This window comes from Spirilliplanes yamanashiensis (assembly GCF_016863475.1).
In the GTDB taxonomy this organism is placed as follows: Bacteria; Actinomycetota; Actinomycetes; order Mycobacteriales; family Micromonosporaceae; genus Spirilliplanes; species Spirilliplanes yamanashiensis.
In genome coordinates, this window is the sequence record NZ_BOOY01000025.1 from 1 (window position 1) to 19,167 (window position 19,167).

Consider the following 19,167-nt stretch of genomic DNA (forward strand, 5'->3'; position numbering starts at 1 on the left):
CCGCGACGCGGCCGTAAGCAGCCGGCCGCGACGCGGCGGAAGCTAGCCCGCCAACCCGCCGGCGGCCGCGAAGAGGGGACGGCCGGTTCAGTCCGTGCAGTGCCAGATCGCCGGGCGGCCGCGGTCCCCGTCCAGCACCGTCCCGGCGATCGTGGTGCCGTCGGCGCTGATCGCCGTGGCGATCGCCAGTTCGCCGTCGGGGCCGAGCAGCCGGTCGGCCGGGACGGGGCCGCCGTAGTCCAGGCCGATGCGCATCGCCGTCCGCTGCAGGCCGTCGCCCGGCAGCAGGGCGGTGCCGTCGGCGGTGCCGGCGCGGGCGCCGAGGGGGCCGGTGTCGGGCAGGGTGGACGTCTTGGTCAGGGTGGGGACGGACAGGTCCCAGCGGACCTCGACGCCGCCCGCGCTGCCGTACACGAAGGGGCCCGCGACCGCCCACGCCGTGCCGGTCCGGGCGCCGTCCGGCAGGGGGAGCAGGCGCGGGGTGCCGTCGGGCGACCAGACGACGGGGATGCCGTGCGCCTCGCCGGCGATCGTGCCGTCGTCGGCGATGTCGCGGGCGGTCGACGGGCCGGTGACGCCCGGGATCGGGGGCAGCGTCAGGCGGCGGACGGTGCCGTCGGGCGACCACGTCACGGGGGCGGTGTCGTCCGGTGCCGTGCCCTGCACCCAGCCGGCGACGACCCCGGCGGCGTTGACGGCGTGCGGGCGGGTCCACGGGTGGCCGTCGAGGGCGGCGAGCGTGGTCACCGCGCCGCCGCGCCACACCCATCCGGTGCTCTGCCCGGGACCTGGCGCCGTGTAGCCGACGACGGTGTCGCCGGCCACGTCGGCGACGGTGCCGGTCGCGTCCGCGGGCAGGTCGGCGACGGCGCCGTCGCGCCACAGGATCGCGCGCGGGGGTTGCCCGGCCAGCCCGCCGCCGGCGATCGTGCCGCCCGGGTCGATGGCGGTGACCGTGCCGGTCGCCCCGCCGGGGGTGTCCAGCAGCGTCGGGGTGCACCGGCCGGGCGCCGGCGCGGTGGCGGTGGGGGCCGGCGGTCCCGCGGGGGCGTCGGGTCCGGCGCGCAACGGCTCGAACGCCACGACCGCGCCGACGGCGGCGAGCACGGCCACGCCGGCGCCGGCGGCGGCCAGGGTCCGCCGGCGGTTGCGGCGCCGGCCGGCGGCCATGGCCCGGCGCACGTCGGCGTTGCCCGGTGGCACCTCGGCGGCCAGCATCAGGTGCCGCAGCTCGTCCTCATCCATGGTCGCGCTCCTCCGTCGTCGCCAGCATCGACCGCAGCGCGTCCAGCCCGCGCGAGCTCTGGCTCTTCACCGTGCCCACCGAGCAGCCGAGCGCCTTGGCCACCTCGTCGATCGGCCGGTCCAGCAGGAACCGCATGACCAGCACGGCCCGCTGCCGCGGCGGCAGGGTGCGCAGGGCGGCGACCAGGCTGCCGCGCTCGTCCACGCCGGCGTGCGGGTCGCCCGCGGCTACCTCGACCGGCCGCCCGTCCAGCCGCACCCGCGACCAGGGGTGGCGCCGCTCGTCGACGGCCGCGTGCACGAGCATGCGGTGCACGTACGCGTCGATGTTGTCGCTGCGCGACACGCGCTTCCAGTGCTGGTAGAGGCGGGTGATCGTGGCCTGCACGACGTCGTCGGCGCGGTAGGCGTCGCCGCCGCACAGGAGGAACGCGGCGCGCTGCAACGCGGGCAGCCGCGCCGTCACGTAGCCGACGTAGGGGTCGTCGCCGGCCCGGGAGTCTCCCCGCATCCTCGTCCCCTCCGGTAGCCGCTCACCCCACCGACGGGCCGGACACCGCCAAAGGTTGAGCCCGCTGTCTACCAGATGTGACGTGGCATCACAGTGGTGCCATCCTGAGCCATATGGCCTTGGCAGTGGCACCACGGTGTGCCATAGTGGTGCCATGGACCTGAACCCGTACGTCGCCGCGCTGGGGCGCGAGCTGCTCACCGCCGTGGAGGCCGGGGGTGACCACGGCGCCGCGGTGGTCGACCGGCTCACCGTGTCGATGGACTCCGCGATCCGGCTCGCGCTGCTCGAAGCGCTGTCGGCGGCCGCCGACGAGATCACCGCCGAGCTGGCCCCCGGGTCGGTGCAGCTGCGCCTGCGGGGCCGCGACCCGGAGTTCGTCGTGGCGCGGCCCCCCGCCGAGCAGCCGCCGGCCGCGGCCGAGACCGCCCCGGCCCCGGCCGACGACGCGCCCGGTTTCGAGGACGGCGCCACCGCCCGGATCAACGTCCGGCTGCCGGAACAGCTCAAGGCGGCCGTCGAGGAGGCCGCCGGCCGGGAGGGCCGGTCGGTCAACGCGTGGCTGGTGCGGGCCGCGTCGAGCGCGCTGCGGGCATCCGACTGCAGCCCCGGACCCGAGCGGCGCGGCACGGCCGGCGCGCAGCGCTACACCGGCTGGGCGCGCTGAGCCCCGCCTTTCTTCCGCTTCCGACCCGACTCGAGGGGACAACCATGCCTGTTTACGCCACCCCGGAACCCATCTCCGTCACGCTCGAGCTCTACGTCGCCGCCGTGCGCATCGTCGCGAGCGACCGCGCCGACACCCACGTCGAGGTGTCGCCGAGCAACCCCGCCGACGACTCCGACGTGCAGGCCGCGCAGGCCACCCGCGTCGAGTACGCCGACGGCGTGCTGACCCTGCGCAACCCGAGGTCCGTCGCGCTGAACTTCACCAGGAAGTCCCGGTCGGTGGACGTGCTGATCGAGCTGCCCGCCGGCTCGGCGGTGCAGGGCGACCTGATGGTCGGGCACGTCCGCGGCACCGGCGTGCTCGGCGAGTGCCGGATCAAGACGTCCGTGGGGCAGGTCAAGCTCGACCGGACCGGCCCGCTGCGCGTGAAGACCACGGGCGACATCGACGTCGAGGCGGTCGCGGGCGGCGCCGACGCCGCCACCGGCAGCGGCCGGGTGCGGATCGGCGAGGTCGCCGGCCCAGCGGTCATCAAGAACGCCAACGGCGCCATCGACATCGGCACCGTCACCGGCGACCTGCGGGCGCGGACCGCCAACGGCGCCATCTCCGTCGACCGGGCCGACGCCGCGGTGGAGGTCCGGTCCTCCAACGGCAACGTGCGCGTCGGCCGGGTCACCCGCGACGCGGTGTCGCTGCACACCGCCGCCGGCGACGTCGAGGTCGGCGTGGCCGCGGGCACCGCCGCGTGGCTCGACCTGAAGACCTCGTTCGGCCGGGTGCACAACGCGCTGGACGAGATCGGCCAGGCCCCGGAGAACGCCGAGCGGACCGTCGAGGTCCGCGCCCAGACCTCCTTCGGCGACATCACCGTCCGCCGCTCCTGACCACCACCCACGACGGAGGCACCCCCATGAGTACGCCATCCGAGCCGGCGATCACGGCGACCGGGCTGCGCCGGTCGTTCGGCGACCAGCTCGTCCTCGACGGGATCGACCTGGACGTGCCGCGCGGCACCGTCTTCTCGCTGCTCGGCGCGAACGGCGCCGGCAAGACCACCACCGTCAAGATCCTGTCCACGCTCATCGCCGCCGACGGGGGCAGCGCACGCGTCGCGGGCCACGACGTGGCCGCCGAGCCCGACGCGGTCCGCGCGGCGATCGGCGTCACCGGCCAGTTCTCCGCCGTCGACAACCTGCTGACCGGCCGGGAGAACCTGACCCTGATGGCCGACCTGCACCACCTGGGCCGGGCGGCGGGCCGGCGCCGGGTGGCCGACCTGCTCGACCGGTTCGACCTGGCCGACGCGGCCGGCAAGCCGGTGGCCGCCTACTCGGGTGGCATGCGCCGGCGGCTCGACCTCGCGATGACCCTGGTCGGCACCCCGCAGGTGATCTTCCTCGACGAGCCGACCACCGGGCTGGACCCGCGCAGCCGCCGCGGCATGTGGCAGATCGTGCGGGACCTCGTCGCGGACGGCGTCACCATCTTCCTCACCACGCAGTACCTGGAGGAGGCCGACGAGCTCGCCGACCGGATCGCGGTGCTGCACCGCGGCACGATCGTCGCCGAGGGCACCGCGGACGAGCTCAAGCGACGCATCCCCGGCGGGCACGTGCTGCTGCGCTTCGCCGGGCCGTCCGAATTGGAGTCCGCCGCCCGCCTGATGGGCGGCGCCGCCCCCGACGGCGACGCGCTCGCCCTGCGGGTGCCGCACGACGGCAGCGTCCGCGAGCTGAAGGCCCTGCTAGACCGGCTCGACGCCGGCGCGGTCGACGTCGACTCGATGAGCCTGCACACCCCCGACCTGGACGACGTCTTCCTCGCCCTCACGGGCGGGCCCGCGCACGAGACCGGCGACGAGAAGGTGGCCACCCGATGAGCACCATGGCGTACGCACTGACCGACTCGGCCACGATGCTGCGCCGCAACCTGCGGCGCATGATCCGCTACCCGTCCATGACCGTGCTGCTCGTCGGCATGCCGGTCGTCCTGCTGCTGCTGTTCGTGTACGTCTTCGGCGGCGCGCTCGGCGCCGGCATCGGCGGCCCCGCGGGCGGGCGGGCGGAGTACGTCAACTACGTGACACCCGCGATCATCCTCATGACGATCACCTCCGTCATCCAGGGCACCTCCATCTCGGTGACCATGGACATGACCGAGGGCATCATCGACCGGTTCCGCACCATGGCCATCGCGCGGGTGTCCGTCCTCACCGGACACGTCCTCGGCAGCCTGCTGCAGGCCATGCTCGCCATCGCCGCGGTCCTCGGCTTCGCCGTGCTCATCGGCTTCCGGCCGACGGCGGGCCCCGGCGACTGGCTGGCCCTGACCGGCGTCCTGGCGATGATGAGCTTCGCGTTCGTCTGGCTCGCCGTCGCGCTGGGCCTGGCCAGCAAGACCGTCGAGTCGTCGAGCAACGTGGGCATGCCGCTGATGCTCCTGCCGTTCGTCGGCAGCGGGTTCGTGCCGACCGACTCGATGCCCACGGCGCTGCGCTGGTTCGCCGAGTACCAGCCGTTCACGCCGCTCATCGAGACCATCCGCGGCCTGCTGCTGGGCACCCCGATCGGCGCCAGCGGCTGGCTCGCCGTCGGCTGGTGCGCCGTCATCACGCTCGGCGGCTACCTCTGGTCGCGGCGGCTGTTCAACCGCGAGTCGACCCGCTGACCGGGCCGAACCACCGGGGCAGGTGACCGAGCAGGTCCTGCTGGTCGTCGCCGGCCCACGCGACGTGGCCGTCGGGCCGGAGCAGCACGGCGGGCACGTCGAGGTCCTCGCTGCCGTCGGCGACGAGGTCCACCCGGTCCTCCCAGCCCGCCACGGACAGCCGGCCGGTCCGGTCGAGCAGCAGGCCGCGGCCGCCGCGCATCAGCTCGTACAGGCGGCCGCGGGCGAGCGGCAGGTCGCGCAGGTGCCGGCCGACCAGCTCGTGGCCGCCGCCGAGGTCGTAGCGGACCGCGAGCGCGGTGACCTTCTCGGTCAGGTACCGGTTGACGTCCTCGAACGCCATCAGCTCGGCCAGCAGCCGGCGCACCGCCTGCGGGCCGGGCTCGGGCGACAGCAGCTCCATCTGGGCGCGGGTGTTGTCCAGCACGTCGGCGGCCACCGGGTGCCGCTCGGCGTGGTAGCTGTCCAGCAGCCCCTCCGGCGCCCAGCCGTTCACCTCGGCGGCCAGCTTCCAGCCCAGGTTGAACGCGTCCTGGATGCCGAGGTTGAGGCCCTGCCCGCCGGTCGGCGGGTGGACGTGCGCGGCGTCGCCGGCCAGCAGCACCCGGCCGGTCCGGTACCGCTCGGCCAGGCGGGTGCCGTCGCCGAAGCGGGACAGCCAGCGCGGCGAGTGCACGCCGAAGTCCGTGCCGGCGTACGCCCGCAGCTGCCGGCGGAACTCGTCGAGGGTCGGCGCCGCCGAGCGGTCGCCGGCCACCCCCTCGGCGGGCACCACGACCCGGTACACGCCGTCGCCGACCGGGCCGAGGCCGAACCGGAAGTGCGTCCTGCGGACCTCCGCGACGACGGCGGCGATGGTCGCCGGGTCCTCGGCCGCGGCCATCTCGCCCAGCAGCGTGTCGACCCGGCTGGGCTCGCCGGGGAAGGCCACGCCGATCAGCTTCCGCACGGTGCTCCGGCCGCCGTCGCAGCCGACCAGGTAGCGGGCGCGCAGCCGGGTGCCGTCGGCCAGGTCGGCGGTCACCCCGTCGCCGTCCTGGGTCAGCCCGGTCAGCGCGCAGCCGCGCCGCAGCTCGGCCCCCGCCCCGGCGGCGTGCTCGGCCAGCAGCCGGTCGGTGACGGTCTGCGGGATGCCGAGCACGTACGCGTGGGCGGTGTCGAGCCCGGCCGGCGGCTCCTTGGCGATGCCGGCGAAGAAGCCGCCCACCGGGTACTGCCGGCCGTGCGCGAGGAACCGCTCCAGCAGCCCGCGCTGATCCATCACCTCGATGCTGCGCGCGTGCAGCCCGAGCGCGCGGACGTACGCGGCCGGCTCGGCGTCCTTCTCCAGCACGACCACCCGGACGCCGTGCAGCCGCAGCTCGGCGGCCAGCATCAGCCCGGTCGGCCCGCCCCCGGCGACGATCACGTCGATCATGCGAACCCCCATGTCAGGTGGCCTGAGACACCGCCACGGCTGGGGATTCTGCTGCAGCACCCGGGTCTTGCGGCAAGACCGGGGGTCCGATATACGTTGAAGGTGGCAAGGAGCTCGGCTCAGTAGCGGAAGCTCGACACCAGCTCCGACAGCTCCTTCGACATCCGGCTCAGGTTCGCCGTCGCCTGCTGCGACTGGGTGACCCCCTCGCTGGTCAGCCGGGCGGCCTCGGCCACCCCGGTGATGTTCTGGGCGATCTCCCCGGAGCCCGTCGCCGCCTCGGCGACGCTGCGGTTCATCTCCGACGTGGTGGCGGTCTGCTCCTCGACGGCGGAGGCGATGGTGGTCTGGAAGTCGCTGATCCGGGCGATGACCTGCGAGATCTGCTCGATCGCGGACACGGCGCCGGCGGTGTCGGACTGGATGGCCTCCACCCGGCGGGAGATGTCCTCGGTGGCGCGGGCGGTCTCCTGAGCCAGGTCCTTGACCTCGCTGGCGACGACGGCGAAGCCCTTGCCGGCCTCGCCGGCCCGCGCCGCCTCGATGGTGGCGTTGAGGGCCAGCAGGTTCGTCTGCTCGGCGATCGAGGTGATGACCTTGATGACGTTGCCGATCTCGGCCGACGAGTCGCCCAGCTTGCTCATCGTCGTGGACGTCTCGGCGGTGATGGTGACCGCGTCGGAGGCGACGCGGGCGGCCTCGGTGGCGTTCTGCGAGATCTCGCGGATGGACGCGCCCATCTCCTCGCTGCCGGCGGCGACCGTGTCGACGCTGCGGGAGATCTGCTCGGCGGCCGCCGAGACGGTCTGCGCCTGGGCGGAGGTCTCCTCGGCGGACGCCGCGATCTGCACGGACACCCCGGCCATCTGCTCGGACGCCGTCGACAGCGACGTGGCGGAGCCGTCGATCGTGGACACCGTGCGGCGCAGCCGCTCCACGGCGGCGTCGAGCGCCCGGCCCATGCGGCCGGGTTCGTCGCGCGAGGTCAGCTGCGCCGTGCGGGTCAGGTCGCCGTCGGCGAGGCCCTCGCAGACCTCCTGGACGCGGCTCAGGTTCCGCACGATCGAGCGGGCCACGTAGAGGCCGACCGCCAGGGCCAGCAGGAGCCCGACCGCGAGCAGCACGATCGACAGGGTGCGGCTGGTCTCGTAGCCGGAGCGCGCGGAGGCCGCCGAGTTGGCGGCGTCGCGGTCCTCGGCCGCCGTCAGCGTGGCGATGTCCCGGTCCATCTGCTGGAACAGCGGGGCGATCTCGGTGTCGCGGGTGGTGCGCCAGGTCGTCAGGTCGTTGCGCTCACTGGTGGGCAGCTGCCTCGAGAGCACGATCTCGGCGTAGGTCGCGAAGGTGGTCTCCAGGTTCGTCCGCACCGCCGGGTCGCCGGCGGGGAAACTGCCGCGGTACTCCTCGAAGGCGGCCTCGGCGGTCCGGATCTCCTCGGTGACGGCGTTGCGGTAGCGGGCCTTGACCGCCGCGTCCGGGGCGAGCGCGTGGTTGCCCACGTCGAGCCGCAACTGCAGGATGGACGAGCGGATCTTGCCCACCGCCTCGGTGCTGGCCACGTTGCTGGCGTAGATGCGCTGGGCCGCGTCGCTGACGCTGCTCAGGGCGACCAGCCCGGTCAGGCCGACGGCCAGCGCCACCACGGCCGCGATGGCCACCGCGGTCAGGATCTTCGCGCTCACCCCGAGGTCGCGGAACGACCACCGGCCACGCGTGGGCACACTCGTGCTCATCAGGTCCTCCTGTGCTCGCCCTACCGGGCGGGGGTGCGGTCCGGCAGTGTCTGCCAGCGGTGCAGTGCGGCGTTCAGCTGGTCGAGCGCGGCCCGCAGGCCCGCCAGGTGCTCGGTGTGCTCGCCGCGCCCGGCCAGGTCGTCGTGCAGCAGCTGCACGAGTTCCGCCTGCCGGCGGCCCAGCTCCAGCACCGCCAGGGCGCCCGCGACGGAGACGGCCTGCGCCGCCGGGCTGGTGTACGTCCGGGTCACACCGTCACCGTAAGTGGCTCTAACGATCATGAGACGGGATTGCCGAAACTGCTCCCGTCGACCCCGTCGCGGAGCCGTCGCCGGACAGACAGATGCACCGGTGCGGCCGCGCGGCCGCACCGGTGCATCTGTTTCGCTGTCAGTTCTGGGTGAACGCCCCGGCCACGACTCCGGCGGTGAACGAACGCCATTCCTCGGTGGTGAATGCCAGCGGCTCGCGTTCCGGGTGCTTCGAATCGCGGACGAGCACGCGGTCACCGTCGAATGCGACCTCGACGCATGCCCCGTTCCCGCAGGCCGGGCTCCGTCGCCACACCAAACGGCCGGTTTCCGGGCTCATGGCTCCCCCTCGCTGCAGGTCCCGTACCCACAGTAAGTGGAGCCCCCCACCGAGGGGGAGGGCCCGGACGTGAGTGAGCGAACCGTCAGTGCAGAAAGGGCGGTGGTCAGTCGAGGACGAAGACGTCGGCCTTGACGCCCGCCGCGAAGGCGTCCCACTCTTCCCGGGTGAACGCGAGCTTCGGTCCCTCGGGGTCCTTCGAATCGCGAATGTAGACGGCGCCGGCAGGGCCCGGGGCGATCTCGACGCACGCCCCTCCGCCGCAGGCCTTCTGCCAGGCCAGCTTGTGCGATTCCATCGTCATGTCGGTCAGCATCCTTGTCATATGCACCAGGAAGACGGTTCCCGGCGCACGACCCGCACGACCCGGAACCGCCTGCCTCAACGTTGTCGGGGCCGTGCGCTGGACGTGGTGGCCAGTTCCTTGCTCCTGGTGCGGATGAGCTCCAGGGAGTCCTCGTCGCTCAGGGCCATGTCCCAGAGCTGATCCAACTTGGCGCGGTGGCGCGCGATTCGCACCGGGTCCTCGACCACCTGGTCCATGGTCCAGTCCTCGGAGTACAGGACGGCGTGCGCGGGGTCGTCGTCGCCGGCCAGGTAGAACAGTTCGAACATGCCGAACGTCACCAGCGGGCCGTCGAAGTTGAGCGGGATGACCCGCGCGCGCACGCGGCGGCGTTCGATGAGCCGCACGATCTCGTCGAGCTGGCCGCGCAGCACGTCGGGCGGGCTGCCGATCGTGCGGTACAGCACGGACTCGTCGATGAGGACGTTCATCCGGGCGGTGCTCTTGAGGAAGGCGTCGCGGCGGCGGATGCGCGCCTCCTGCCGGGCGTGGATCTCGTCCGGGGTCAGTTCCTCGCTGTAGTTGGCGAGGACGGCCTGGGCGTAGTCGAGCACCTGGAGGCGGCCGGGGACCATCGTGGGGTTGAACGCCCACGACACCTGCGCGGCGTTCTCCGCCTCGATCAGCTTGCCCATGGACGGCGTGATGCCGCGGAACTCGGGCTCGTGCCACCAGGGGGCGCGGCGCTCGCGGGCGGTGCGGGTGGCCCGGACGAGGTCGTCGACGACGGCGCGGTCGTCGACGCCGAGGTAGGCCAGCAGGGGCCGCAGGTCGTTGGGCGAGATGCTGACGTCGCCGTTCTCGATGCGGATCACCTTGGACAGTGACCACTCCATCGCCTCAGCGACGTCACCCTGGGTGTGGCCGAGCCGTTCGCGGGCTTCGCGTACGGCCTGCCGTACGCGACGCCGTGCTACCAGCGGGCTCTCACCGGTGGGCATGATTCCTTCGTCGTTGAAGTCGGTGCGTGACGGGACCGTGGCTGGGGGCTACCTCGCAGTCTGCAACATAGCACCCGGCGAGGTAGCCTACAGCCGAAGTCAACCAAACAACGAACAACTCGGTATTGCGAATCGGTCAATGTCAGTGTCCGGCGAGTTCGAACGGCGGCGGTGTCGGCGCCGCCGCCTCCAGCGCCCGCACCAGAGCCCTGGTGACCTGCCGGAACGTCTGACCGTCAGGATTCGTGTACAGGACGACATCGATGCCCCGGACGGTGGCGTGTAACTCCCACGAGGGACCCCGGCGGCGGCGCAGCGCGGCGGCGGTGACGCCGACGCCCACCGCCAGTGCCATCCCGGCGCTGAGCGCCACGGTCGAGCCGATCACCGGCCAGCTGGCGGCGGCGGCCGCCCCGGTGCCCAGCGCCACCGTCGGCCCGCCGGCGAAGCCGGGGGTGGTGGCGCGGACCATGCCGACGGACGTCAGGTCGGCGATGCGGTGCAGGCGGGCCGGCGCCGGCCCGCGAACGATGAAGACCTCGTCGGTGATGAGGACGTCCCGGCTGCGGTAATAGGTGGTCATGGCTTTCCTCCTCGCGCCTTGCGGGGAGGGAGAGCGTGGGCCACAATCGGCCGTAGGAGCACGGCCTCACTCCCCGGAGTTGGAGGCGAATCGCCACCCGGTTGCCGCCGGGTGGCGATTTCTGTGTGCGGCCACTCGTGCCGCCGTGCCTCCAGTTGCCGCTGGAAATCCGACTGCACACAGTGGAACACGTCCACCATCCTGATCGCTAGTTATCTAAGTGCCATGTTGCAGATTGAAGGCTGTCAGCCGCCCGCCAGTTCGTACCAGGTGGACCCCGGCTCGGCGGCGGCCTCCATGGCGCGCAGCAGGCCCCGGGTCACCTGCCGGAACACCTGGCCGTCGGCGGAGGCGAACAGCACCACCCGGCGGTCGCCGTACGTGGCGCGCAGCTCGCAGACGCGGCGGTGGTCGCGGCCGGTGGTGAACGCGGCGGCGGTCAGGGCGGCCGCCAGGGTCAGCCCCGCGGCGACGGCGACCGGGGAGTGGATGACCGGCCAGGTGGCGGTCGCCACGGCGCCGGTGGCCAGGGCGGCGGTGTGGGTGGCGGTCAGGCCGGCCGGGGCGGGCGCGCCCCGGACGATGCCGACGTCCCGCAGGTGCTTGATGCGGTAGACCCGGATGGGGTCGGTGCGCCAGACGAAGGCGTCGCTCGTGACGAGGACCTCGTGGCTGCGGTAGTAGGTGGTGGGCACGGTTTCTCCCTTCCCGCGTCGGTGGGGAGGGGGAAGCGTGAGGAGCACGGCCCCACTCCCCGGAGACGACATCGCCACCGGTTGCCGCCGGTGGCGATGTCGGTGTGACCTCTCTGAATCCGTGGGTTCCCGACTGCACTCAGTGCAGCACAGACACCTGCCCGATCGCTACGTCTCCATCTGCCATATTGCAGATTGCGGTGAAGCCGTCAGGTGAGCAGGACGGCGGCGAGCGCCACGGCGGCCGGCAGCGCCTGGACGACCAGGATGCGGCGGGAGGCGGTGGCCGCGCCGTACGCGCCGGCGACGACGACGCAGATCAGGAAGAACACCTGGAAGGCCGTGCTGCCGGTGGCCAGGCCGTAGATCAGGCCGGCGGCGAGGAAGCCGTTGTACAGGCCCTGGTTGGCGGCCAGCGCCGCGCTCTGCCGGGCGAACTCGGGCGTCGTGCCGAAGGCGGCCCGGCCGCGGGGCGTCTGCCAGAGGAACATCTCCAGCACCAGGATGTAGACGTGGACGGCGGCGACCAGCCCGACCAGCACTCCCGCCAGCACGCTCATGATCGCAGCCTAGACGGCCGCCGCCACGGGGGCGACGGCCGTCCGGGCGGGCCGGTCGCGTCAGCCGCGGGCCGACACCGCCACGTAGTCCACGCGCATCGGCTTGCCGGGGACCGTGTCGGCCGTCGGCGTCGTGGTGCCCGATGCGCCGTTCGGGAAGGCGCCGCCCATCGCCACGTTCAGCAGCAGGAAGTAGCCCTCGTGGTCGGTCATGTTCGCCCACGCCTCGGCGGTCAGGTCGGTCTCGCTCACCGAGTGGTACTGCCGGCCGTCGACGTACCAGCGCAGCTCGCCGGTGGGGCCGCTGTCGTCCCACTCGAACGCGTACGTGTGGAAGCCCGACTGGCAGGTGGTGTCCGGGCAGGCCCGGTTGCCGCCGATGCCGTTGAACTCGTCGCACGGGCCGCCCGGCGCGACGCCGCAGTGCAGCACGCCGTGCACGGTGTCGGTGCCGTTGACGTTCTCCATGACGTCGAACTCGCCGACCGCCGGCCAGTTCGTGTGCACGCCGCGGAACGGCGCACCCAGTGCCCAGAAGGCGGGCCAGTAGCCCATCGCCTCGGCGCCGGTCACGTCCGGCACCTGCAGCCGGCCCTCGATGCGCAGCGTGCCGCCGGCCGGCGGCTTGAAGTCCGTGCGGGTGGTCTCGATCCGCGCCGACGTCCAGCCGCCGGAGCCGTCCCGCAGCGGGGTGATCATCAGGTTGCCGGCGCCGTCGTGGCCGACGTTGTCGGTGCTGTTCGTGTACGTCTGGATCTCGCCCGTGCCCCAGTTGGGGGCGCCGCCCGGGTAGCTCGTGCCCGTGTCGATGATCCAGTTCTCGGCCGACGGCAGGGAGCCGGCGGCGCCGTCGAAGTCGTCGGCCCAGATCTGCGTCCAGCCGTCCTGCGGCGCCGGGACGTCGGCGCTCGCGACGTTCGTCACGCCGATCGTGGCTCCGGTGACGGTCGCCGCAGCGGCGGCCGCCAGGAGGGCCCGGCGCCAGGTTCGGTTGTTTCCCATTCATTGCCTCCTCGGTCTGCTGAGGGCTCCTGAGGTGCGCAAACGAGCCAACGCCTGTGACGCGATCTTGTCAACAGCAGCCGTAGTTGTTGCACCACCAGGTGACGTCCGTCGATCGCCCCGCGACCTGGGGAAACGATCTTGTCTGCTGTGGCGGAGATTTCTTTCGATGGCGCGTCGGTTAGCGCCCGGTGCGCCCGGGTACCGCTTTCGGGACGACGCGCCGACCGCCGGTGCGCCCGAGCGCCCGAAGGTGCACCCTGGAGGCAGGGTCGAGGAGGGGGATCCCCGATGGAGAGCAGGCTCAACGTTGCGGGAAACCCGATCTACCCCATGCTGGTCATGTTCCCGCTCGGCCTGCTGGTCACGGCGACGATCTTCGACATCGCCGATCTGGCGGGCGGCCCCGCGCTGCTCGGCACCGTCGCGTACTGGCACGTGGCCGCCGGGCTCGTCGGCGGCGTCTGCGCCGGCCTCGCCGGGATGGTCGACCTGCTCGCCACCCGCTACGGCAGCCGCGCCCGCCGCACCGCCGTCACGTACGGGCTGGTCGCCTTCGGCGTGCTGATGCTGTTCGCCGTCGTCCTCATGGTCCGGATGCGCGACCCGCACCGCGCCGCCGGCGGCGCGCTGCTCCTGCTGGAACTGCTCACCCTCGCCTCCGGCGTGCTGCTGGCCCGCTTCGGCGACCGGCTGCTCGACCGCGCCCTCGCCTCGGCCCGCCGCGGCACCCACCGGGCCGCCGCCCGCCGGGCCGGCACGGACGCGGTCGACTCCGCGCTGAGCGCCGCGCAGACCGTCGTGATGCGCCGGCCGACCGCCGAGCGCGCCTGACCGGTTTCGGTCTCCGCGGTCCGGGCACCCGGATCACGGAAGGAGGCCTGACAACCGATGACAGCATCCATCAAGGGCAAGACGATCGCGTTCCTCGCCACCGACGGGGTCGAGGAGGTCGAGTACACCGAGCCGCGCAAGGCCGTCGAGGCCGCCGGTGGCACCGCGGAGCTGATCTCCCTGGAGACGGGCAAGATCCAGGCCGTGAACCACATGGACAAGGCCGGCACGTACCCGGTCGACCGGGCCGTCAAGGACGCCGACGCCGGCGCCTACGACGCGCTGGTGCTGCCGGGCGGTGTCGCCAACCCCGACTTCCTGCGCGCCGACCCCGACGCGGTGCAGTTCGTGCGGGACTTCTTCACCGCCGGCAAGCCCGTCGCGGCGATCTGCCACGGGCCGTGGACGCTGATCGAGGCCGGCGTCGTCGAGGGGCGCACCCTCACGTCGTGGCCGAGCCTGCGCACCGACCTCGCCAACGCCGGCGCCACCTGGGTCGACGAGGAGGTCTACGTCGACAACGGGCTGGTCACCAGCCGCAAGCCGGACGACCTGCCCGCGTTCTGCGCGCAGCTGATCGAGCAGGTCGCCGCGGGCCCGAGCGGGCAACAGCAGGAGTAGTGGGTCAGGGCGTGGGCTCGCGTGCCGCCACGGCGCGCGCGGCCCACGCCTCGTCCTCGGCCTTCTTCTGCGCCAGGCCGTTGCGGCCGTCGTAGCGCAGGAACTTCGGCAGGGCCGCGGCCAGCGCGACGGTGCCGACGACGCACAGCACGCCGCCCGCCAGGATCGAGCCGCCGATGCCGAGGCTGGTGCGGGCCATCAGGCCGGAGCGCACGTGGCCCAGCAGCGGGCCCGTCGAGTACGACAGCATCTCGATCGCCGCCAGCCGCCCGCGCAGGTGGTCCGGGATGGTCTGGTTCCAGATGATCATGCGGAACAGGCCGGACACCATGTCGGCGGCGCCCGCGACCACCAGGCACGCCAGGGTGAGCCACAGCGCGTTCGACAGGCCCACCCCGACGATGCCGAGGCCCCACACGCCGGCCGCGATCACCACCATCAGGCCGTGCCGGTGCACCCGGTTCGTCCAGCCGGAGCCGATCGTGGCCAGCAGCGAGCCCACCGCCGGGGCGGCGTAGAGCAGGCCGAGGACCTTCGGGCCGCCGAGCCGGTCCGCCATGAACGGGTACAGCGCCTGCGGCATGCCGAAGAACATGGCGTTGATGTCGACGAGGTAGGTGCCGAGCAGCTCCGGGCGACTTTTCGCGTACCGCAGGCCGGTGGCGACCGAGCGCAGCGACGGGCGTTCGGCGTCCGGCGGCGGCGGGACCGCGCGGATCGCGAACAGGCACAGCAGGCTGATCGCGAACGTGGCCAGGTCGACCGCGTACACCCAGGCCAGGTCGACCGAGGCGATGAGGATGCCGGCGACGGCCGGGCCGCCCAGCTGCGCGACCTGCATCCGCAGCGAGTTCAGCGCCGACGCCGCCGGGATCTCGTCCGGCGTGACGATGCGCGGCGTCAGGCCCTCCAGCGCCGGCTGCATCAGGCCCGCCGTGGCCGCCGTCAGGGCCGCGACCAGGTACAGCACCCACAGGTGCGGCTCGTCGGCCAGGCTGTTGAGCAGCAGGATCCCGCACAGGACCGTCAGCATGGCCTCGCCGAACAGCACGAGCCGCCGCCGGTCCAGGTAGTCGGCCAGGGCGCCGCCGACGAAGGACATGAACAGCAGCGGTACGAGCTCCGCGACGCCGATCAGGCCCACCAGCAGCGGGTCGTTCGTCAGCTTCGCGACCTGGTACGGGATCGTCACGTACGTGATGAAGGACCCGAACCCGGAGACGGCGCCGGCGGCGAACAGGAACCGGTAGTCCTTCGACGTCCGCAGCGGCGTGACGTCCAGCGCCCAGCGCCTCACCGGACGATCATGGTGCCCGTCCGCTCGAACTGGGCCAGGTCGCGCAGGACCTCGTCCAGGACGGGCGACGGCGGCAGCTCGGAGCGCTCGTGCCAGCGGGCGTCGACGGTCTCGTCGGTGACCCGCTGGAGCTCGCCCTCCCAGGCGTCGATCTTGAACGTCGTGACGATGTGCTGGTAGGTGTGGCCCCACTCGTTCGTGTACGTGTGGTCGGGCGTCGTGTAGAGCGAGAACGGCGTCAGCGAGGTGGCCTTGAGGCCGGTCTCCTCCCACACCTCGCGGATCGCGCAGTCGGTGATCGACTCACCCAGCTCCATCGCGCCCGCGGGCAGCGCCCACCGGTGGTTGTCGGAGCGCTGGATGAGCAGCAGCCGGCCGGCGTCGTCGAACACCAGGCCGCGCGCGCCCACGAACAGCAGCGTCGCGGCGTCCCCCGCGCTCGCCCGGACCCTGCCCAGATACGACTCAGCCCACGGGATGCCCACCGCGCCACCCTATGCGGCGCGTCCGGCGGGCGACCACCCGTATCAGGCCGACTTGCGTGTGGTCTTCTTCGCTGCGGTGGTCTTCTTGGCGGCCGTCGTCTTCTTGGCGGGCTCGGCGTCCTTCTTCGCTGCGGTGGTCTTCTTGGCGGCCGTCGTCTTGGTGGCCGGCTCGGCCGCCTTCTTCGCCGGGGCGGCCTTCTTGGCCGGGGCCGCCTTCTTCTGCGCCGACTTCGCCGCCGAGATCGGGGTGGCCCCGCCCTCGCCGCGGGCCGCCTTCGCCCGCTCCACGGACGCCTTCAGCGCGGCCATCAGGTCGACCGCGGCGGCCGGCGCCTCCTCTTCCTCCTCGGGCTGCACGACCTCGCGGCCCTCGACCTTCGCGTCGATGACCTCCTGCAGCGCCGCCCGGTAGTTGTCCGTGTACGCCTCCGGGTCGAAGTCGCCCGCCATCGAGTCGATCAGCGAGGCGGCCATCGCGACCTCCTGCGGCCGCACGGTGATGTCCTCGTCGAGGAAGCCGAAGTCCGGCTGGCGGATCTCGTCCGGCCACAGCATCGTGTTCATGACCAGCACGTCGTCGCGCACCCGCAGCGTGGCGAGCTGCTCGCGCTGGCGCAGCGCCACCTTCACGATCGCCACCCGGTCGGCGTCGCCGAGGGCCTCGCGCAGCAGCACGTACGGCTTGCCGGCCTGCCCCTCCGGCTCCAGGTAGTAGGTCTTCGCGTACATGATCGGGTCGACCTGGTCGGCCGGCACGAACTCCAGCACGTCGATCGCGCGGGACGTGCTCAGCGGCAGGTCGGCGAAGTCCTCGTCGGTCAGGATGACCATCTCGCCGCCGCCCACGTCGTAGCCCTTGGCGATGTCGTCGTAGGTGACCTCCTCGCCGTCGATCTGGCAGGTCCGCTTGTACCGGATCCGCCCGCCGTCGGTGCGGTGCACCTGGTGGAAGCGGATGTCCTTCTCCTCCGTGGCGGAGTACAGCTTGACCGCGATCGACACCAGGCCGAACGAGACCGCGCCCTTCCAGATGGCTCGCATCCTGGTTCCCCTCGTCGCTTGTGCCTCCCGTCAAGAATGGCATTGACCTGGACGGCCGCGCGAGGTCTTCGCGCTGCTTATGGTGGGTGGCGTGCCCGGTGCGCCGTTGATCCCGATGCTCGCCACGGCCGGCGGGCTGCCCGCGGGGCCCGGCTGGAGCTACGAGTTCAAGTGGGACGGGGTGCGCGTGCTCGCCTCGTCGTCCGGGCACCTGTGGGCGCGCAGCGGCGCCGAGGTCACCAGGGCGTACCCGGAACTGGCCGCCATGGCCGCGAGCCTGCCCCCGGACACCCTGCTCGACGGCGAGGTCGTGGCGCTGGTCGACGGGCGGCCGTCGTTCACCCGGCTCGCCGAGCGCATGCACGTGCGCGACGAGGCCAAGGCCGCCCGGCTCGTCGTCGCCACCCCCATCACGTACATGGCGTTCGACCTGCTCCGGGTCGCCGGCGAGCCGCTGCTGGACCGGCCGTACGCCGAGCGGCGGGCCGCCCTGGAGCGGCTGGACGTCAACGGGCCGTGCTGGATGACGCCGCCCGCGTTCACCGACGGCCCCGCCACCAGCGCCGCCGCCCGGGAGAACGGCCTGGAGGGGGTGATGGCGAAGCGCCTCGACACCCCGTACCTGGCGGGTCTGCGCACCCCCGACTGGATCAAGGTGAAGTTCGACCGCACCGGCGACTACGTCATCGGCGGCTGGCGCCCCGGCGCCCGCCGCCTCGGCGGCCTGCTCGTCGGCGTGCCCGACGAGGCCGGCCTGCTGCACTTCCGCGGCCGGGTCGGCGGCGGCATCGGCGGCGACGCCGAACGCGAGCTGCTGGCCGTGCTCGGCCCGCTGGCGTACCCGCGCTCGCCGTTCAGCGGCACCGGCGTGCCGCGCGAGGACGCGCGCGGCGCGCACTGGGTCCGCCCGGAGCTGGTTGTCGAGGTCAAATACGGGAACCGGACACCCGACAAGCGGCTGCGGTTCCCGCGCTTCCTGCGGCTGCGGCCGGACAAGACCCCGGGGGAGTGCCTTGAAGAAGACTGACCGGTTCGCCGTCGAGATCGACGGGCGCGCCGTCGAGGTGTCCAACATCGACAAGGTGCTCTACCCGGCGGCCGGCTTCACCAAGGGCGAGATCATCGACTATTACACGCGCATCTCGCCCGCGCTGCTGCCGCACCTGCAGGACCGCGCGCTGACCCGCATCCGGTTCCCGAACGGCGTCGACGGCGGCTCGTTCTTCGAGAAGAACGCCCCCGCCGGCACGCCGTCCTGGGTGCGCCTGGAGACCCTGCCCGTGCCCGGCAGCACCAAGGCCCGCGAGACGATCGACTTCGTCGTCGTGGACGACCTGTCCACCCTCGTCTGGACCGCCAACCTGGCCGGGCTGGAGCTGCACACCCCGCAGTGGCGCGTCGGCCACGACCCCGACCTGCTCGTCGTCGACCTCGACCCGGGCGCCCCGGCGGGCCTGGTGGAGTGCAGCGCGGTGGCGATGCTCATGCGCGACCGCCTCGCCGACGACGGCGTGGACGCGTACCCGAAGACGTCCGGCAAGAAGGGCATGCAGCTGTGCTGCCCCATCTCCGGCACCCAGTCCGCCGACGTGGTCTCCGCGTACGCCAAGCGGGTCGCCGAGGAGCTGGCCAAGCGGGTGCCGGGGTCGATCACGGCGCAGATGGCGAAGAAGCTGCGCCCGGGCAAGATCTTCATCGACTGGAGCCAGAACAACGCGGCCAAGACGACGGTCGCGCCGTACTCGCTGCGCGCCCAGCCGACCCCGACCGTGTCCACCCCGCTGACCTGGGACGAGGTCGAACGGTGGGCGACGGGCGCGGAGCCGCCGCGGCAGTTCTCGCCGGCCGAGGTGCTGGACCGGGTGGACGCCCACGGCGACCTGCTGGAACCCCTGCTGGAGCCGGGCCCCGCGCTCCCTTGAGGG

At 72.9% G+C, this 19,167-nt stretch carries 22 protein-coding genes and 1 pseudogene; 8 read left to right on the forward strand and 15 right to left on the reverse strand.

Translation table 11 applies throughout. From position 1 onward, the window contains the following. Positions 1-87: 87 nt before the first annotated feature. Entirely contained in the window at positions 88-1,245 is a 1,158-nt protein-coding gene (locus Sya03_RS15555) for a hypothetical protein (protein ID WP_203939019.1), read from the reverse strand. Further along, the gene (locus Sya03_RS15560; RefSeq protein WP_203939020.1) at positions 1,238-1,756 is read right to left on the reverse strand and encodes a SigE family RNA polymerase sigma factor; all 519 of its coding nucleotides are present in this window, start codon (positions 1,754-1,756) and stop codon (positions 1,238-1,240) included. Before Sya03_RS15560 ends, Sya03_RS15555 begins: the two co-directional genes overlap by 8 nt. A 154-nt stretch (positions 1,757-1,910) precedes the next feature. Here Sya03_RS15560 and Sya03_RS15565 point away from each other — a divergent pair, with 154 nt between their 5' ends. From Sya03_RS15565 to Sya03_RS15580, 4 genes are read left to right on the forward strand one after another with little or no spacing between them, the layout of a single operon-like run. After that, positions 1,911-2,423 carry a ribbon-helix-helix protein, CopG family gene (locus Sya03_RS15565; RefSeq protein ID WP_203939021.1) on the forward strand — a complete coding sequence of 171 codons (513 nt, stop codon included), beginning with the start codon at positions 1,911-1,913 and terminating at the stop codon, positions 2,421-2,423. Positions 2,424-2,467: 44 nt separating this feature from the next. Continuing rightward, entirely contained in the window at positions 2,468-3,313 is an 846-nt protein-coding gene (locus Sya03_RS15570) for a DUF4097 family beta strand repeat-containing protein (RefSeq protein ID WP_203939022.1), read from the forward strand. A gap of 26 nt (positions 3,314-3,339) precedes the next feature. Beyond that, complete coding sequence (locus tag Sya03_RS15575; RefSeq protein ID WP_203939023.1) at positions 3,340-4,308, forward strand: ATP-binding cassette domain-containing protein; 969 nt, start codon at positions 3,340-3,342, stop codon at positions 4,306-4,308. Next, positions 4,305-5,096: an ABC transporter permease gene (locus Sya03_RS15580; protein ID WP_203939024.1), complete on the forward strand. Its 792-nt coding sequence runs from the start codon at positions 4,305-4,307 to the stop codon at positions 5,094-5,096. The genes Sya03_RS15575 and Sya03_RS15580 overlap by 4 nt, the downstream gene beginning before the upstream one ends. Here the strand turns inward: Sya03_RS15580 and rox are convergent. The 10 genes and pseudogenes from rox to Sya03_RS15630 all read right to left on the reverse strand — a co-directional run. Continuing rightward, positions 5,074-6,513, reverse strand: a complete 1,440-nt coding sequence (rox, locus tag Sya03_RS15585) for a rifampin monooxygenase (protein ID WP_203939025.1) — start codon at positions 6,511-6,513, stop codon at positions 5,074-5,076. The genes Sya03_RS15580 and rox overlap by 23 nt on opposite strands. Positions 6,514-6,632: 119 nt before the next feature. Continuing rightward, complete coding sequence (locus Sya03_RS15590) at positions 6,633-8,246, reverse strand: methyl-accepting chemotaxis protein (protein ID WP_203939026.1); 1,614 nt, start codon at positions 8,244-8,246, stop codon at positions 6,633-6,635. Between the two features lie 20 nt (positions 8,247-8,266). Next, positions 8,267-8,497, reverse strand: a complete 231-nt coding sequence (locus tag Sya03_RS15595; RefSeq protein WP_203939027.1) for a hypothetical protein — start codon at positions 8,495-8,497, stop codon at positions 8,267-8,269. Between the two features lie 139 nt (positions 8,498-8,636). Next, positions 8,637-8,837, reverse strand: a complete 201-nt coding sequence (locus tag Sya03_RS15600) for a DUF397 domain-containing protein (RefSeq protein ID WP_203939028.1) — start codon at positions 8,835-8,837, stop codon at positions 8,637-8,639. A 106-nt stretch (positions 8,838-8,943) separates the two neighbouring features. Continuing rightward, positions 8,944-9,153 carry a DUF397 domain-containing protein gene (locus tag Sya03_RS15605; RefSeq protein ID WP_239107554.1) on the reverse strand — a complete coding sequence of 70 codons (210 nt, stop codon included), beginning with the start codon at positions 9,151-9,153 and terminating at the stop codon, positions 8,944-8,946. A gap of 65 nt (positions 9,154-9,218) precedes the next feature. Beyond that, on the reverse strand, positions 9,219-10,124 hold the full coding sequence (locus Sya03_RS15610) for a helix-turn-helix domain-containing protein (RefSeq protein ID WP_203939029.1): 906 nt from the start codon (positions 10,122-10,124) through the stop codon (positions 9,219-9,221). 142 nt (positions 10,125-10,266) lie between these two features. After that, the gene (locus tag Sya03_RS15615; RefSeq protein WP_203939030.1) at positions 10,267-10,707 is read right to left on the reverse strand and encodes a DUF6232 family protein; all 441 of its coding nucleotides are present in this window, start codon (positions 10,705-10,707) and stop codon (positions 10,267-10,269) included. A 245-nt stretch (positions 10,708-10,952) separates the two neighbouring features. Further along, positions 10,953-11,402 carry a DUF6232 family protein gene (locus Sya03_RS15620; protein WP_203939031.1) on the reverse strand — a complete coding sequence of 150 codons (450 nt, stop codon included), beginning with the start codon at positions 11,400-11,402 and terminating at the stop codon, positions 10,953-10,955. Between the two features lie 209 nt (positions 11,403-11,611). Then, a complete protein-coding gene (locus tag Sya03_RS15625) occupies positions 11,612-11,962 on the reverse strand; it encodes a DUF1304 domain-containing protein (protein ID WP_203939032.1) in 351 nt (116 codons plus the stop codon). 63 nt (positions 11,963-12,025) lie between these two features. Next, positions 12,026-12,964, reverse strand: a pseudogene (locus Sya03_RS15630) (glycoside hydrolase family 16 protein); the annotation flags it as partial. Between the two features lie 291 nt (positions 12,965-13,255). On the opposite strand from Sya03_RS15630, the gene Sya03_RS15635 reads away from it, so the two are divergent. Then, positions 13,256-13,798, forward strand: coding sequence for a DUF2231 domain-containing protein (locus tag Sya03_RS15635; protein ID WP_203939034.1), 543 nt, complete (start codon positions 13,256-13,258; stop codon positions 13,796-13,798). A gap of 57 nt (positions 13,799-13,855) precedes the next feature. Continuing rightward, complete coding sequence (locus Sya03_RS15640) at positions 13,856-14,419, forward strand: type 1 glutamine amidotransferase domain-containing protein (RefSeq protein ID WP_203939035.1); 564 nt, start codon at positions 13,856-13,858, stop codon at positions 14,417-14,419. A gap of 4 nt (positions 14,420-14,423) precedes the next feature. On the opposite strand, the gene Sya03_RS15645 is transcribed toward Sya03_RS15640, so the two are convergent. The 3 genes from Sya03_RS15645 to ku are packed head-to-tail and all read right to left on the reverse strand — an operon-like array spanning position 14,424 to position 17,242. Next, a complete protein-coding gene (locus tag Sya03_RS15645) occupies positions 14,424-15,716 on the reverse strand; it encodes an MFS transporter (RefSeq protein WP_239107557.1) in 1,293 nt (430 codons plus the stop codon). Beyond that, positions 15,713-16,201: an NUDIX domain-containing protein gene (locus tag Sya03_RS15650; RefSeq protein ID WP_203939036.1), complete on the reverse strand. Its 489-nt coding sequence runs from the start codon at positions 16,199-16,201 to the stop codon at positions 15,713-15,715. Before Sya03_RS15650 ends, Sya03_RS15645 begins: the two co-directional genes overlap by 4 nt. 42 nt (positions 16,202-16,243) lie before the next feature. Continuing rightward, positions 16,244-17,242, reverse strand: coding sequence for a non-homologous end joining protein Ku (gene ku, locus Sya03_RS15655; RefSeq protein ID WP_203939037.1), 999 nt, complete (start codon positions 17,240-17,242; stop codon positions 16,244-16,246). A 91-nt stretch (positions 17,243-17,333) separates the two neighbouring features. On the opposite strand from ku, the gene ligD (Sya03_RS15660) reads away from it, so the two are divergent. Beyond that, positions 17,334-18,269 (forward strand): non-homologous end-joining DNA ligase, encoded by a 936-nt coding sequence (gene ligD, locus Sya03_RS15660; RefSeq protein WP_203939038.1) that lies wholly within the window; start codon positions 17,334-17,336, stop codon positions 18,267-18,269. Then, positions 18,256-19,164, forward strand: a complete 909-nt coding sequence (ligD, locus tag Sya03_RS15665; RefSeq protein WP_203939039.1) for a non-homologous end-joining DNA ligase — start codon at positions 18,256-18,258, stop codon at positions 19,162-19,164. Before ligD (Sya03_RS15660) ends, ligD (Sya03_RS15665) begins: the two co-directional genes overlap by 14 nt. Positions 19,165-19,167 lie beyond the last annotated feature (3 nt).